A 14,816-nucleotide genomic window follows, 5' to 3' on the forward strand; every position below is an offset into this window, starting at 1 on the left:
TTGCGTCCGGTCATGCCGCGTCGGCACGGCATGACCGGACGGACATCCTAAGGGGGTCACATCATGGACATCACAGGCAAGACGGTCGTCATCGCGGGGCTCGGCGTCTCCGGCACTTCGCTCGCCGAAGTGCTGCGCGAACGCGGGGCGAAGGTCATCGGCGTCGACGAGCGCAAGCCCGAGGCGGACCTGCACTCCTTCGACGACATCGACTGGAGCACGGTCGACTACGTTATGTCGTCCCCCGTGTTCAACCCGCGCACGCCGTTCATCCTCGAAGCGCAACGGCGCGGCATCCCGGTGATGAGCGAGGTCGAATTCGCGTGGCGGCTGCGCGTGCCCACGGCGCGCACCGGCGCTCCGGCCGGCTGGATCGGCATCACCGGCACCAACGGCAAGACCTCCACCACCGAGATGACGTCCGCCATGCTCACCGCATGCGGCCACGACGCGCCCTGCGCCGGCAACATCGCCTCCGGGAACATGGCCATGTCGCTGTCACGCTGCGCCACCAACCCCGAACACGACGTGCTGTGCGTCGAACTGAGCTCCTTCCAGCTGCACTTCACCGATTCGCTCGCGCTCGACTGCGCCGCGATCACCAACATCGCCGACGACCACCTCGACTGGCATGGCGGGCGCGAGAACTACGCCGCCGACAAGGCCAAGGTGTTCCACGGCGTCAGGCGCGCCCTCGTCTACAATGCGGACGACGCGCTCGTCACCGCCAAGGCGGAGGCGGCGGAACCCGCACCCGGGTGCAGGAAGGTCGGCTTCACGCTGCACGAGCCCAAGGCCGGCCAGATCGGCGTGTCCGACGGCTGGATCGTCGACATGAGCGGCGTCGCCGGAGGTGAGCCCGGACAGGCCGTCCGTCTTGCGCCGATCGCCGGGTTCACGCACCTGACCGAGCCGGATGGCACCGTCTACCCGCATCTGCTCGCCGACGCACTGACCGCGCTCGCGCTCGTGCTCGGCTACGGCGCCGACAAGGACCAGGCGCTCGCCGCGCTCAAGGCGTTCCGTCCGGGCGGCCACCGCATCGAGACCGTCGCCGCCACCGAGCCGGACGCCGATGGGCGGACCATCCGCTTCGTCGACGATTCGAAGGCCACGAACGCGCACGCCGCCAACGCCTCCCTGACGAGCTTCGCGGACGGGTCCGTCGTATGGATCGCCGGAGGTCTCGCCAAGGGGAGCCGCTTCGAGCATCTCGTCGCCGACCGCAGGCATACCATCAAGGCGGCGGTCATCATCGGCGTGGACCAGCGGCCCATGCTCGACGCGTTCGCGGCGTCCTCGCCCGACACGCCGCTGACGGTCATCGAGCCGGAGCCGAAGGCCACGGTGATGGACCGCGCCGTCGAAGCCGCCGGCGCCTATGCGCGGCCCGGCGACGTGGTGCTCATGGCCCCGGCGTGCGCCTCCATGGATCAGTTCGTCTCCTACGCCGATCGCGGCGACCGGTTCGCCGACGCCGCACGACGTTGGGTGAAGGCGCATGGCGCGCACTGACGGCGAGCCGAGGGGCCTGCGCGCCCTGTCCAATCCGTTGTGGTGCTACCACGGCTTCCGCACGGCGGTGATAGCGCTGAGCTTCTTCGGCGTGATCATGGTGTTCTCGTCGTCCGCCGCGTCGTCGGCGTCGGAGGGCAGATCGCCCTTCACCGCGACGATCAGCCAGACCATCGTGTGCGTCGTGGGTCTGGCCGTCGGCATGGCGTTGAGCGCGGTCCCGGTGGACGTGTACCGCAGGAAGGGCTTCTTCATGGTGATCGCGGCGATCGTCGGCCAGGCGCTCACCTTCACGCCGCTGGGCGTCGGCCAATACGGCAACCAGGGATGGATCCAGATTCCCGGAACGTCGCAGACGTTCCAGCCGGCCGAGCTGACCAAGTTCGCGTTGTGCATGTGGATGCCTTCCGCCCTCGTCGTCGCACGGCGCAGGCTCCGCGACGCGAAGGGCTTCAAGGCGACCGTCAAGTCGATATGGGCGGCGTACAAGGCGGTCTTCATCGTATACGGGCTGTGCCTGGCGCTCGTGATAGGCGGCAAGGATCTCGGCACCGCCATGATCGTCATGCTCATCGGCTTCGTGGGTCTGCTCGTCTCCGGTTTCCCCCTCGGCGCGCTGGGCGTCATCTCCGGCGCCGGCGTCGCCTGCGTGGTCGCGCTGGTGGCGTCGAGCCCCAACAGGCGCGAGCGCGTGCTCGCGGCCTACATGCAATGCTCGGCGGCGGACGCGCAGGACATCTGCTACCAGTCGACCCACGCGCGCTACGCCATCGCCTCCGGCGGGTTCCTCGGCGTCGGACTGGGCAATTCGCGCGAGAAATGGAATTATCTGCCCGCCGCCCACAACGACTTCATCTTCGCGATCATCGGCGAGGAGCTCGGTTTCGTCGGCTGCGCGATGGTGATCCTCATCTTCGTCATCCTCGGATGGTGCCTCCTGTGCAGCGCGATACAGGCCAAGGACCGCTACAACGCCATCGCGCTCATGTGCGTCGCCACGTGGTTCGTCGGGCAGGCGCTCGTCAACATCGGCGTCGTCGTGGGATTGTTCCCCGTGTTCGGCGTGCCCATGCCGTTCATCTCATCGGGCGGCTCGTCGCTGCTCATGTGTCTGATGGCCGCCGGATTCGCGATGCGGTTGATGCGTCAGCAGCCCGAGGTGAAGGCGGACTCGTCACGACTGTAGCGTCGTGGCGTCATAGCGCACCGGGCGCATGTCGGTGACGCGCCCGGACCACGCGCGTGACTATGCTCGGTACCCATGAAGCATATCGTCCTCGCCGGCGGCGGCACCGCCGGACATGTCAATCCGCTGCTTTCCGTCGCCGACGCGATCAAGAAGCTGGAGCCGGATGCGCGGGTGAGCGTCATCGGCACCGCCGTCGGACTGGAGAAGGACCTCGTTCCCGCAGCCGGTTTCGAACTCGACGCCATCGACAAGGTGCCGTTCCCGCGCAGGCCGAACCTCTACATGCTGCGGTTCCCGGGCAAATGGCGTGCGGAGACGCGCAAGGTCCACGGCATCCTCGAAGCGCGCGAGGCCGACGTGGTCGCCGGCTTCGGTGGGTACGCCTCCGCCCCCGTGTACGCCGAAGCCCACCGCATGGGCCTGCCGATCGTCATCCACGAGCAGAACGCGCGCGCCGGCATGGCGAACAGGCTCGGCGCTCGCTGGGCGGACTACATCGGCACCGTATACGAGGGCACCGGACTCAAGGCGCACGGCGACGGGCGCATCGAACGGGTCGGTCTGCCCCTGCGGCCCGCCATCGCCGCGCTCGTCGGCGCGCTCGAAACCGACCGCGCCGCCGCACGCCGCAAGGCCGCGGCCGAACTCGGCGTCGACCCGGACCGCCCGCTCGTGCTCGTCACCGGCGGTTCACTCGGCGCCGCCAACGTGAACCGCGCCGTGGCGGCCGTCTCCGGAGACATCCTCGCCCACGCGCAGGTCGTGCACCTGACCGGCAAGGGCAAGGCGGACGAAGTGCGCGAGCTCGTGGGCGTGAACGCGGGAGCGGAGCATCTCGCCGGTCTCGGCGGGGGAGCCGCGTCCAACGGGGAATCCAACGGAGAAGACGGCGTGGACGGCCTCCACGGCGACTACCACGTCGCCGAATACCTGGAGCGCATCGACCTCGCGTTCGCATGCGCCGACCTCGTGATCTGCCGTTCCGGCGCCGGCACCGTCGCCGAACTCACGGCGCTGGGACTGCCCGCCGTCTACGTGCCGCTGCCCATCGGCAACGGCGAACAGCGGTTCAACGCGCAACCCGTGGTGGAGGCCGCAGGCGGCGTCATGGTGGCCGACGCGGAACTCACTCCCGCGTGGGTGCGCGAACACGTGCCCGCGCTGCTCGCCGACACCGACGCGTTGCACGGCATGGGCGCCAAGGCCTGGCGATACGGCATCCGTGACGCCGCGGACACCATGGCGCGGCGCATACTCGACCTGGCGGACGGCCGCACCCCGGTCGAATCGTGACGACGGCCATGCCGGCAGCCATAATGAATGAGGCCCGATTCCGCAACGGCCCGACAATCCCTGACAAGGAGCACGTTTCGTGAGCGCAGACACCACATCATCCATCATCCTCGACCCCGCACGCGCGGCCTTCCAACCGGAAGAGACCACGGACGTGCTCGGGGCCACGCACTTCATCGGCATCGGCGGCGCCGGCATGTCCGTCCTCGCCGAAATGCTGCACGAGCGCGGCGTCGCCGTGACCGGCTCCGACAGGGAACGCAGCGCCAAGACCGACCGTCTCGTCGAGCTCGGCATCCCCGTGGCGTTCGGGCAGCGCGCCGAAAACGTCGCCGACGCGGACACCATCGTCTACTCGAGCGCCATCAAGCCCGACAATCCCGAGATCGTCGCCGCCCACGGCTCCGACAAACGCGTCGTGCACCGCAGCGACATCCTCGCCCTTCTCATGCACGGCAGGCGCGCGGTCACCGTGGCCGGAGCGCATGGCAAGACCACCACCAGCTCGATGCTCGCCCACGTGCTCGGCCGGTGCGGGCAGGACCCCAGCTACGCCATCGGCGGAAGCATCCAGGGCCCCGACGGCACCACCATCGACGGCGGCCACGTCGGTGCAGGCGCGGCGCTCGTCGCCGAAGCCGACGAATCGGACGGCAGCTTCGAGAAGTACCATCCCGAAATCGCGGTCATCACCAACTGCGAAGCCGACCATCTCGACCATTACGGCGACGAGACGCACTACCGCGCCGCATTCGTCGAACACGCGGGCCACGCCACCGGCCACGTCGTCATCTGCGCCGACGACACCGACGCGCTCGCCGTGCTGCGCGCGCTCGACCCCGCCGTCGCCGCGCACGCCATCGCATACGGCACCGCCGACCCCGCCACGTTCGGCGATGACGGCCTCAACGGCGCCGCATACGTCCACATCGAATCCGAACGCGAAGCCGCAGAGACCGGCGCCGAACACTTCACCCTGCACCTGCCGGCCGAAGCGACCGGCGGCGAGGCGCTCGACCTGCCGGTCACGCTCGCCGTGCCCGGACTGCACAACGCGCGCAACGCGGCCGCCGCGCTCACCGCCGCCGTACTGCTCGGCGTTGCCCCGTCCGACGCGGCCGAGGCGATCGCCTCGTTCCGCGGCGCCTCCCGCCGCTTCCAGATCCGCGGCGTCGTCAAGCAGGTCACCGTCGTCGACGACTACGCGCACCATCCCACCGAGATTGCCGCGCTGCTCGACGCGGCCCGCCGGCGCTACCCGCACAGCGTAATCCGCGTGCTCTTCCAACCGCACCTGTTCAGCCGCACGAAGTTCTTCGCGCACGAATTCGCCGAAGCGCTCGCCAAGGCCGACGACGTCATCGTCACCGGCGTGTTCCCTGCGCGCGAGAAGCAGGAGGATTTCCCGGGCGTCGGGCCTCTCACCATCGTGCGCGAATCGCAGGGCATGAGCGGCGTCGAATTCCGTGCCGTCGACGACATGAACCTCGCGGCGCGCATGATGGCCATGCGCGCGCATCACGGCGACGTCGTGTTCACCGTCGGCGCCGGCGACATCACCGACATGGACGAGGTGATCCTGCACGCGCTCGAAGCCCACCGCGAAAGCTGTGATTGATGGGCGGACGGGTCGTCAGGTCCGACGGGTCGGGCAGGAGCGGGCGCATCGGACGGGTCGGCGGCCACACCGACGCCCGCGGTGACACGCGCGGTGACGTCCAGGCCGGCACACGAGACCGTGAGGCGACGGCGCGCAAGCCGCGGCGCGCAGTCGGGGGAGCGGACCCGCATGAGGCCGTCTCCCGTTCCGAACCCGGGCAGTTCGTCGACGCGCGTCGTCTCGCCAGCGAGGACATCCTCGCCCGCACGCTGCAGGAGAACTCCGGCACGCTGGGTCTCGCCACCCGACCGAAGGTAGTGGATTTCGCCGAACGCGCCAAGGAACGCAAACGCGTGGGCGTGCGCATCGTCGCATTGCGCGTGGCCGCCGTGGTGGCCGTGGTCGCGGTGCTGGCGGGGCTTGGATGGCTGCTGTTCCTCTCGCCCGTGCTGAGGCTCGAATCCGGGCAGGTGGGCGTGTCCGGCGCCAACGAGTGGGTGAGTGAACGACAGGTCCGGCAGATCGTGGACGAGCAGACCGGCAGATCGCTGCTGCTGGTGGACACGCGGGGCCTGACCGACCAGCTGACCGGCATCGCCGGCGTGAGCCAGGCCGAAGTGACCAAACGGTTCCCGCACGGGCTGTCCGTGAGCATCACGGCGCAGCGGCCCGCGGCCATGCTCAAGGAGAGGGGCTCCGACGCGCTGACCGCCGTCGACGAGAAGGCGAGAGTGCTCAACTCGGTGGATTCGGACGCCTCCGTCTCCGGCGTGCCGGTAATCGAGGTGAGCGACCTCAACGCGGGGCTGAACAGCAGGGCCGTCAAGGAGACGCTCACGATATTGGACTCGCTGCCCGAATCGCTGCGCGCACGGATCACGAAGGTGAGCGCGAAGACGCAGGACTCCGTCACCACCGAACTGGACGGCGGCAAACAGGTGATCGTCTGGGGTGACTCCTCGGAGCTGAAGCTCAAGAAGGCCGTGGTCGACAAGATCCTGTCCGATCCGAACGTCATCGGGGACAAGACCCAGGTCGATGTGTCCGCGCCGTTGCGGCCGGTGCTGCGGTGACACGGGATACGCGGCATGTGGCGTGGCGACGTGCGGCGGGCGCGCGGGTGCGCAGGTGTGCAGGTTTCGCTGTGAATGAACGCGCGGATTCACGGTTGCGATTCCTGCTTTGGGGTTGTACTCTGAAAAGTCCGGTCAAGGTGAGCGCCATGGCATTGACATTGTGACGCCGAGGTCGGAGGCTTGATAATTCAAGAATGGGGTCGATCGGTTTCGACGGTGACCTGTTCGTCGCAGGGAAGCGTGCCGAGAACGCCGGGTCCGCTCGTGGATGCCCCCGGCAAAAGAATAAGTGCTAAATCTAACCGCACTGAGTTCGCTCTCGCTGCCTGAGCTTCGCGCCAGGATTAACCAGTGAGCAGCCGCTCCGTTCACTCTCCTTCGTCCTTGGGGAGAAGTTGAGCGTCGTTTAAAGGACTTGCTGATGTGATTGAGTCTCAGGGTCGCATCGGGACTTGTACTGCGAATATGCCCGCCAACGGTTGTCCGCGACATAGTTGGGAGCAGAAAAACCGCCGCATGGCCAGCGGACTACGCACGTAGAAGACTGAGGGTACGGTCACCGGACCGGGGTTCAATTCCCCGCGACTCCACCAATCCGCGCACGCGGGAAACAGCCGTTTCGCCTTACGGGAGTAGGGCGGAGCGGCTGTTTCGTTTATGTCGTTTTATATGGTTTTATGCCCGGCAGGAGAGCCGCTACGCCGCCTGGAGGTCGTGGTAGCGGTGTTCGAGGCCTTCGCGCAGGACTTCGCTGTAGTTGATGCCATGCTGTTCGCCGAACGTGTCGAGCCATGCGGGGATGGTGACGTTCTTGCGGACGCTGCGTTTGCCGTATTTGGCGGCGTATGCGTCCATGTCGAGGCTGATGAGAGTGACGATGCCGTCGGGCTCGTCGGGCTTGACGTCGGCGATGTTGGTGGCATGCGGGGCGTGGCGGCCTTCCTCAAGTTCGCCGAGCACCCAGCCGCTGGCGGCGTCCACGGCCATGTCCAGCGCCTCGGGCAGGTCGCGGCCTTCGGTGACGAGGCCGGGCATGTCCGGGCAGAGCACGGTGTAGCCGCCGGGGACTCCGGACGGGTAGAGGACGACCGGGTAGACGAGTTTCATTTGATCCTTCTTTCGTTGATGCCGGCTTGCTTCCATATTGATTTGACGGTGAACGGCGCAAGGTCTCCGTTGTGCTTTGGGACGGTGACTCTTCCGGGCTTGTCGGGGTGTGTGTACTGGCAGTGGCTTCCACTCTGCGAGTAGAGCCGCCACCCGTCCCTGCGGAGTATCTTCTCGATTTTCCTTGAACCTCACACCACGCATTATACGCACTGTGCGCATTTCATGCAGGTCGGCGAGCGCGCTCGTATCCGGCGAGGCGGGTGTGCGCCTGCCGGACGTCCCAGATGAGATAGACGGGGGCGGTGCCGCGTACGTCCCGGTCGACTGGACGATGCCGCGTTGCCCCCATTTTGTCAAGCCGGCTGCCGTATCTCAGGCTTCGACGAGCGGGTGGATGTCCCCGAGGGCGCTGGGGTCGAAGGTCAGGAGGTCGTAGTCGGTCTGGAGGTTCGCCCAGAAGTCGGGCGTGGTGCCGAGCGCTTTGCCCAGACGCCATGCCATGGGGGTGCTGATGCGGCGTTTGCCGTTGACGATCTCGCCGATGGCGGTCTCGCTCACGCCGATGCTTTTGGCGAGCCGGTAGCGGCTGATGCCGAGCGGCTGGAGGAACTCCTCGTCGAGGATCTCGCCCGGGGTGCTGTAGTAGTCATTTGTGGTAGTCGTCGAAGTAGACATCGGTGGCCTCCTTGTTGTCGTCGTCCCACTCGAACACGAGACGCCATTGCTGGCTGACGCGGATGCTCCAGCAGCCCTTCGGGTCGCCTTTCAGGGGTTCGAGTCGGTTGCCGGGCGGCACTTTGAGGTCGCGCAGCTCGTGGGCGGCCTTGAGCATCTGGAGCTTGCGCATGAGGACGCGCTCGAGTCCCGCCGGGTATGTCTTGGGGTAGCGGCCGCCGTAGAGGAAGTCGTTGAGCTCCCCGTCTCTTGTTCTCACGCGACGATACTAACACGATGCGTTAGTATCGTCAAGGGGCGGAGGCTTCCTGCGTCAACATGCATCGGCCCACCGCCGTACCGTGCACTACCGCGTTCTATCCGTCCTATCGGCTTTCTCCCGGTCTGATGTGGCGCGTGTGCTATGTCGGCGTGCGCGCTCGTATCCGGCGAGGCGGGTGTGCGCCTGCCATACGTCCCAAATCAGGAACACCGGCGCGTTCCCGTCGTGGTCTATGGGGGCGATGACGCCGCGCTGCCCCATTTGGCTATGGTCTTCCTGTCGATGCGAATGCCCCACGGCTCCAATAGTCTGGACAGTTGCGCGGGCGTACCCTTCACTCCGCTCAACCGCAGGCGGAGCATGTCGAGCTGGTGGACCCTCTTGATGCTGTGGGTGCTGTGGTTGGTGGTGATGTGCCGGTCGGCGATCTGAGTGAGGGGCCTCATGCGTTATGGAGGGTTATGGAGGAACGTGAGGTCTGTTTGGAGCGTTTGTTCGAGTGCGCGCATGGTTTTCCCGCCAGCGGTATGATGATGGGTGAAGGTGCACAAAGCCTTCGGTCTCCTCTTTCTAAGGGGCTGATCCTTTCGACGATGCAGGATCGACCTCCGCCGTTGGTACGAAACCACTGGTTTCCCGAAATGTTCCCGGAATGTGGGCAAGAGCAACTTCGCTGACGGTATGACGGCCGGGAAACCACGGCGGCACCTGCCGGCTAGATGCCGGCGAGCTCCTCGCGTAACGCGGGTCGGTTCGGATGCCGTCTGATGATAAGATCGGCGATCCGCCTTGCCGAGATGTCGTCGAACACGTCGGCGTAGCGTTGCAGCTGTTTCGCGATTCGCCGGTAGGTGGCGCGGGTGGTGTTCAATCGGGGCGCGTTCGACCGAAGCGTGTTCGTGTGCGGCGCGTTCGTCTGCGTTGCATATCCGTCGCCGCATTGCCCGGGCGAATCGGCGGTTCCGGCGTGCAGGACCAGTGCGATGTCGTCCTCGGAGAGCGCACCCTGCGGCATCGCGTTCAGAATCGTCTCCCTCGCCTTGTCTGGGTGGCCGATGGCCAGGGTTTTCAACAGGGGCAGCGATGGGTGGGTGATGGCCGCGCAATAGGTGACCGCGTCGTCGGTCAGTCGTTCATCCACGATGAGTTTCTCGTACGCCGGATTGCGCCAACTGCTGCTGCGCTCCGTGGCACGCCCGCCGTAGGTCGCGGTCGTCTCGGACCGCGAGGTGATGCGTTCCGTGATGTCCATCGCGCATCGGCGGGCGAGCCGCATCGTCTCGTCGTGCCATGACGCATCGGACTCGCCGCACGAACGCAGCAGACGACGGAGCCGGTTCACATACGCCGCATCCCTCTTGTCGTTGCCGTCGACGATGTATCCGCGGTACAGTTCGGCCAGATGCACCACGTCACCCGACCCTTCCGCACAACATTCCAGTATCGTGCGCCAGCCGTGCGGCAACGCTTCCGGCAGCAGCCCGTTGTGCATGATGTACGCATCGGCCTGAGAACGGTCCGTCACCGTGCGCAGGAATGATTCGGTCGCGTCGCGCGCCTCGCGGAACGCGCGTGCGTCAAGCAGCGTGACGACGCGCATCAGCGCGAGAGGCGCCTCATCGGGATGCTCGCGCCACAGCGCGGCGCATCCCGCATCGTCGCCAGCGAGACGACGCCCATCGTATGCGACCATGAGCATGTAGCGGCGCAGCACGCGACGCGACGCGACCAGCACCTCATGCGGAAGATCGGCGTCATGGCGCTCGCCGAATCGTTCGAGCGCCGTGTCGATGACGTCGTACGCCCATATCGTCTTGTCGTCGTGACGGGCGAACGCGGTGGCGGACGCGAGCAGCATGGCCGCGTTGACTGGATCGTAGAACTGGATATCCGGCTCGTATGCGGCCTTCACGATCTCATCCAATGCGATGCTCGCCGTCGCCGAATCGGCGTATCGCGCGACATTCTCCATGTAGCAACGGATTTCGCTGACGAGCATGTCGTTTTCGTTGGACAGCTCGTGACGCTCGTCCTCGACGGAATTCGTGAACGCCGCCAACGCGGCCGCGCAGACCGCCAGATTGCGGCAGGCGCGCTCCCAATCCGTGGAGTGAAGTGCGTTGTCGACGACGGTGCGCAGCCCGGAAAGCGCCTCGTCGAGTGTGGGAGCGCCCGGCATGATGCCCGACGGCCCGTCGTGATGGTGGATGCCGTGCGCCCGATGATAGGCGTCCATCGGACCGAGAATCATCCGTTCCGCCTCCTGCGCAGGGAGCAGCGGTTCCGGCATGCCCGTATGTGTAAGGTAGTCGGCGTATTCGATGCAGCGGTTCGACCAGAAGAACAACACGTTACGTCCGTCCGCGTCCCGCTTCTCCGCTTCGATGCGGTTGAGGATCGCGTCGAGGACGTGGGTCGGCGTGCTTCGGCCCGGTGATGTGCGTTGCGACGGTACGGGCGCGGAGCGGTCGCCGCGAGGATCATCGAACTTGTACGGCAGGGGTTTCGCGGGAAGACTCATGCTTCGAGTCTAGCCGCGAAACCCGTTTCCGGTTCAGTCCTCCTCGTGCCAGTGGGGGTTCTGACCGAACGTGTAGCCCTCCGGATTGTCCATGGCGGCGATGTCGCGCATGTCCTGCTCGTCGAGCGTGAACCCGGTCAGGTCGAGGTTGGCGAGCTGGCGTTCGCGGTTCGTGGACTTCGGAATCGCCACGTCGCCGAGCTGCACGTGCCAGCGCAGGATCGCGGCGACGGGGGAGACGCCGTGCTTGGCGGCGATGCGTGTGATGGTCGGGTCCTTGAGCATCTGGTTGGCGCGTCCCAGCGGGCTCCACGCCTCGGTGATGATGCCGTGCGCGTCGTCGTAGGCGCGTTGCTCGTTCTGCTGGAAGAACGGGTGCAGCTCCACTTGGTTGACGGCGGGCGTCACGCCGGTGGCGCGGATGAGCAGGTCGATATGCCCGGGCAGGAAGTTGCTCACGCCGATATGCCTGACGACGCCCTGCTTCTGCGCGTCGACCAGCGCCTGCCAAGCTTCGACGAACTGGCCCTGCGAGGGGTTCGGCCAGTGGATGAGATACAGGTCGATGTAGTCGAGTCCCATGCGCGCCACCGATTCCTCGATGGTCGTGCGCGCCTGGTCGTACTGGTGGTGGCGTCCGGGCAGCTTCGACGTGACGATGATCTCCTCGCGCGGCACGGCGGATTCGCGGATCGCCTTGCCTACGACGCCCTCGTTCTCGTAGTTGAACGCGGAGTCGATGAGGCGGTAGCCGACCTCCAGCGCGGAGGCGACCGCATCCGCGCCGGCAAAGCCGTTGAGCTTGTAAGTGCCGAAGCCGATGGCCGGCAGTTCGAGTCCGTCATGCGCCTTGCGCGTCGGGTTCGCGGGCGGTTGCAGCAACGTTGTCATGGTATGGTCCCTTCGTCGGTGTCATGGGCGCGCTCGTCGTGGATCCCGCCCACGCTCCACTGTACGGCAATTCCACGGTCCCGCTATGTCCCGGTCCGCCCTGCATGTCTCTTATTCCGTGTGGTCTTCTTCGATATGCGCTATTTGCGGCGTCCGAATGGAATCGTCGACAGCTGGGGCCTGTGAACGTGTTGCCTGCGTGGTCTTATCGTGAGGGAGTGGGCATGTGGACGCCACGACACGCCGATGGCCACACGGTTTCCGGTATACATGTACCGTTCCGCACTCGGGGACTCGAAGATGATTCCCAAGGAGGTGCGGACAATGGAACGTTTGATCGATGATTACTACCGACTGTTCGATCCCAAGGTGTTCGAACGCGGCCAAGCCTATTACGATGCCGGCAGGGTGGATTTCCCCGAGGAGATTTCCGCTGGGCTGTGGCATGCCGTGGTGCGCGGCACCGAGGATTATCAGGTGGATGTGCGGTTGAGACACGGGAGAGTGGTTTCCGCCGCATGCACCTGCCCGTATGGGCAGCGGGTCAGCTACTGCAAGCATGTCGCCGGCGTGCTGATCGCGATGGAGGAACGTTCACGCCGTGAACGCGAGGACACGGATGCATTCCCACGTGAGGCGTCGTTCTGCGTCGACTGGTACCTGAGGAAGGAATTCCCGACGCGGAAGAAACTCAAGGAGATGGACTGGCGTACGGTCCGGATTCTTCTGGAGCGTCTGTACCGCCCACAGGATTTGGACGGGATGCTGGTGCATATCGAATTGGAGCTGCTGAGTATGCGTTCCGAGAGTGACGGCAGCGCATCGGACAGGGCCCGTTCGGCGGAGGAACGTCATCGTGAGTGGATGGAGTACCGGAAGAGCGCCCATAAGCCGAGAGCCAAGACGCTGTACGAAGAGCGCGACGACAGCCTCCGTGGGAAGGGCGGCGGTCGCCGCCAATCGGCGGACACCATGGCGAATATGCGTTTGCTGGTTCCTTTGGCGATGCCGACGAGATTGAACGAGCTGCCGCATACCTGGCTGACTGTGCTAGAAGCGGCCTATGAGCATCTTCACGATGAGAATGGGCTGCGACGGCTGTATGTGTTCTACATCCTTATCGCCCAGACCGATCCGGAGGCTGTGTACGTGGACAGGTTGCGTCGCGTCAGCGGACGGCATTGGGCCGAGGATCGTGATCTGATCGTGAGGATGCACGAACGGCGCGACCGGATGCTGATGTGGCCGTCGGTGAATCCCGCGTATGAGCGGTTGCTGCGGGAGGAACGGCTGTCGGAATCCGCGTTCCGGTATGCCGGGGTCGGAGGCAAATCCGCGGATATGACGGTTCGTCTGTTGGATGTGATCGCCAAGGACCCCGAGTGTGCCCGGAAGGCGAAGGAGCGGCTGCTCACCGTTCTGCGCGACCCTGATTCGTTCCTATACGAGTCCGATACCGTGGAATCGGCCGGGCACGTGGGCGCATGGATACGCAGAATCGAAACCGTATACGGGTTTGGCTCCGCGTGCGACATCAGCATGGAGATCATCGGCATGTTCCCCAGGCGCAAGGCACTGCGGAGCGAACTGGCCGAATATCTGACGGAGCGGCGTGAACCCAGGGACGGGGCTGCGCAGATGTCGCGGAACGACGGCATGGCATCAGGGAGGTGACTGGAATGACCGAACATACGGACACGGAAGATCCGACCATCATCGGTGACGGCAGTGCGGGACGTGAAATCTATGCATACGTATATGACCACTTCGGAGGTCAGGCGCTGACCCATGATGAGACATCCGACTACGGCATGGTCACCGACGTGCAAGGGTGGCGGTGGATACGCGATTTCATGCAGCGTCTGCTGGCCATGGACAATCTCGAAAGTGCCGTCAATATGCGGGTCGCTCGGGAAAGAGAACAGTTTTCCAGAGAATGCACCTGTGGTCGCAGCGACGACGACGTGTTGCCTCCGGTGTTGTTCCCTCCGCGCATCTGCTGGATCTGGCTGGAAGCCGCATATGAGCGTCTGGGAGATGCCGAAGGGCTCTGTCGGCTCTATTCGTACCGCATTGTCACCAATGGACTCGGCGCCGAGGTGAAAACCTCCGAACAGGCCGCGCGAATCGGCGCGTACCATATCGGCAAGCTTCGTGAGCTCTCCGGAGATGATTGGGGCGGATACGTCAGCCAAATCGTCGACCTGCAGCAGCGATATCACAGCGATCCCATGTTCTATGGAAGGAACTACGCATACGAAGCGCTGCTGAAACAGGAACGAATGAGCGACGAGGCATGGAAGTACTGTGAGGCACGTTGCCTTGACCGACGCGACGAAGAAGTCATCCGCGATTTGTTCGACGTGATGGTGCGTGGCCGGGTCGAAGAAGCATGCGAACTGCTGCTGGAACCGTTGCATGACGCCGACTCGGAGGTGCTGCAAGGCGACACGGAGAAGAACATCGACCGCATCTGTTCCACACTGCGTCTCGTGGCGGAAACGGCGGGGCCACACAGCATGCGCATGGAGGCCGACAGGCTGCGGCGGATGTACCGGAACAGACAGGCATTGCGCGATGCGCTGGAACGCTTGCTGAACGAGTATGGCGACGAGACGGCGGCCAATACCGACGGAACCGAGCGGACTTGCCCGAGGTCGGCAGGCCGCGCAGGATGATGAGCT

At 65.3% G+C, this 14,816-nt stretch carries 13 protein-coding genes and 1 other RNA gene; 8 read left to right on the forward strand and 6 right to left on the reverse strand.

Features of this window, described 5'->3' with window-relative positions:
• The first annotated feature begins 63 nt into the window (after positions 1-63).
• From murD to ssrA, 6 genes are all read left to right on the forward strand, one after another.
• Positions 64-1,515, forward strand: a complete 1,452-nt coding sequence (gene murD, locus BFAL_RS00540; RefSeq protein WP_055426502.1) for a UDP-N-acetylmuramoyl-L-alanine--D-glutamate ligase — start codon at positions 64-66, stop codon at positions 1,513-1,515.
• Complete coding sequence (locus BFAL_RS00545) at positions 1,502-2,701, forward strand: FtsW/RodA/SpoVE family cell cycle protein (RefSeq protein WP_082440221.1); 1,200 nt, start codon at positions 1,502-1,504, stop codon at positions 2,699-2,701. The genes murD and BFAL_RS00545 overlap by 14 nt, the downstream gene beginning before the upstream one ends.
• Before the next feature lie 75 nt (positions 2,702-2,776).
• Positions 2,777-3,997 carry a UDP-N-acetylglucosamine--N-acetylmuramyl-(pentapeptide) pyrophosphoryl-undecaprenol N-acetylglucosamine transferase gene (locus tag BFAL_RS00550; RefSeq protein ID WP_055426503.1) on the forward strand — a complete coding sequence of 407 codons (1,221 nt, stop codon included), beginning with the start codon at positions 2,777-2,779 and terminating at the stop codon, positions 3,995-3,997.
• Between the two features lie 79 nt (positions 3,998-4,076).
• Positions 4,077-5,615, forward strand: a complete 1,539-nt coding sequence (gene murC, locus BFAL_RS00555) for a UDP-N-acetylmuramate--L-alanine ligase (protein ID WP_055426504.1) — start codon at positions 4,077-4,079, stop codon at positions 5,613-5,615.
• Positions 5,615-6,670, forward strand: coding sequence for a cell division protein FtsQ/DivIB (locus tag BFAL_RS00560; RefSeq protein ID WP_082440222.1), 1,056 nt, complete (start codon positions 5,615-5,617; stop codon positions 6,668-6,670). Before murC ends, BFAL_RS00560 begins: the two co-directional genes overlap by 1 nt.
• 199 nt (positions 6,671-6,869) lie before the next feature.
• Positions 6,870-7,266, forward strand: a transfer-messenger RNA (tmRNA) gene (gene ssrA, locus BFAL_RS10500).
• A gap of 103 nt (positions 7,267-7,369) precedes the next feature.
• On the opposite strand, the gene BFAL_RS00565 is transcribed toward ssrA, so the two are convergent.
• The 6 genes from BFAL_RS00565 to BFAL_RS00590 all read right to left on the reverse strand — a co-directional run bounded on the left by BFAL_RS00565 (position 7,370) and on the right by BFAL_RS00590 (position 12,123).
• On the reverse strand, positions 7,370-7,780 hold the full coding sequence (locus tag BFAL_RS00565) for a type II toxin-antitoxin system HicB family antitoxin (protein ID WP_055426505.1): 411 nt from the start codon (positions 7,778-7,780) through the stop codon (positions 7,370-7,372).
• Complete coding sequence (locus BFAL_RS10505) at positions 7,777-7,959, reverse strand: type II toxin-antitoxin system HicA family toxin (protein ID WP_169787180.1); 183 nt, start codon at positions 7,957-7,959, stop codon at positions 7,777-7,779. The genes BFAL_RS00565 and BFAL_RS10505 overlap by 4 nt, the downstream gene beginning before the upstream one ends.
• 196 nt (positions 7,960-8,155) lie before the next feature.
• Positions 8,156-8,458 carry a HigA family addiction module antitoxin gene (locus BFAL_RS00570; RefSeq protein ID WP_055426506.1) on the reverse strand — a complete coding sequence of 101 codons (303 nt, stop codon included), beginning with the start codon at positions 8,456-8,458 and terminating at the stop codon, positions 8,156-8,158.
• Positions 8,430-8,717 (reverse strand): type II toxin-antitoxin system RelE/ParE family toxin, encoded by a 288-nt coding sequence (locus BFAL_RS00575; RefSeq protein WP_055426507.1) that lies wholly within the window; start codon positions 8,715-8,717, stop codon positions 8,430-8,432. Before BFAL_RS00575 ends, BFAL_RS00570 begins: the two co-directional genes overlap by 29 nt.
• Positions 8,718-9,435: 718 nt before the next feature.
• Complete coding sequence (locus BFAL_RS00585; protein ID WP_055426509.1) at positions 9,436-11,241, reverse strand: hypothetical protein; 1,806 nt, start codon at positions 11,239-11,241, stop codon at positions 9,436-9,438.
• Positions 11,242-11,274: 33 nt separating this feature from the next.
• On the reverse strand, positions 11,275-12,123 hold the full coding sequence (locus BFAL_RS00590) for an aldo/keto reductase (RefSeq protein ID WP_152973442.1): 849 nt from the start codon (positions 12,121-12,123) through the stop codon (positions 11,275-11,277).
• 333 nt (positions 12,124-12,456) lie between these two features.
• On the opposite strand from BFAL_RS00590, the gene BFAL_RS10510 reads away from it, so the two are divergent.
• The gene (locus tag BFAL_RS10510) at positions 12,457-13,806 is read left to right on the forward strand and encodes an SWIM zinc finger family protein (RefSeq protein ID WP_082440223.1); all 1,350 of its coding nucleotides are present in this window, start codon (positions 12,457-12,459) and stop codon (positions 13,804-13,806) included.
• 5 nt (positions 13,807-13,811) lie between these two features.
• Positions 13,812-14,810 carry a hypothetical protein gene (locus BFAL_RS00600; protein ID WP_055426511.1) on the forward strand — a complete coding sequence of 333 codons (999 nt, stop codon included), beginning with the start codon at positions 13,812-13,814 and terminating at the stop codon, positions 14,808-14,810.
• Positions 14,811-14,816 lie beyond the last annotated feature (6 nt).

The sequence above is a fragment of the Bifidobacterium aesculapii genome, assembly GCF_001417815.1.
Taxonomy (GTDB): Bacteria; Actinomycetota; Actinomycetes; order Actinomycetales; family Bifidobacteriaceae; genus Bifidobacterium; species Bifidobacterium aesculapii.

Coding starts and splice junctions, on each gene's coding strand:
- BFAL_RS00585 (WP_055426509.1), bottom strand. CDS start 11,241: ATGAGTCTTCCCGCGAAACCCCTGCCGTACAAGTTCGATGATCCTCGC.
- BFAL_RS00565 (WP_055426505.1), bottom strand. CDS start 7,780: ATGAAACTCGTCTACCCGGTCGTCCTCTACCCGTCCGGAGTCCCCGGC.
- BFAL_RS00550 (WP_055426503.1), top strand. CDS start 2,777: ATGAAGCATATCGTCCTCGCCGGCGGCGGCACCGCCGGACATGTCAAT.
- murD (WP_055426502.1), top strand. CDS start 64: ATGGACATCACAGGCAAGACGGTCGTCATCGCGGGGCTCGGCGTCTCC.
- BFAL_RS00545 (WP_082440221.1), top strand. CDS start 1,502: ATGGCGCGCACTGACGGCGAGCCGAGGGGCCTGCGCGCCCTGTCCAAT.
- BFAL_RS00570 (WP_055426506.1), bottom strand. CDS start 8,458: ATGTCTACTTCGACGACTACCACAAATGACTACTACAGCACCCCGGGC.
- BFAL_RS00560 (WP_082440222.1), top strand. CDS start 5,615: ATGGGCGGACGGGTCGTCAGGTCCGACGGGTCGGGCAGGAGCGGGCGC.
- BFAL_RS10510 (WP_082440223.1), top strand. CDS start 12,457: ATGGAACGTTTGATCGATGATTACTACCGACTGTTCGATCCCAAGGTG.
- BFAL_RS00600 (WP_055426511.1), top strand. CDS start 13,812: ATGACCGAACATACGGACACGGAAGATCCGACCATCATCGGTGACGGC.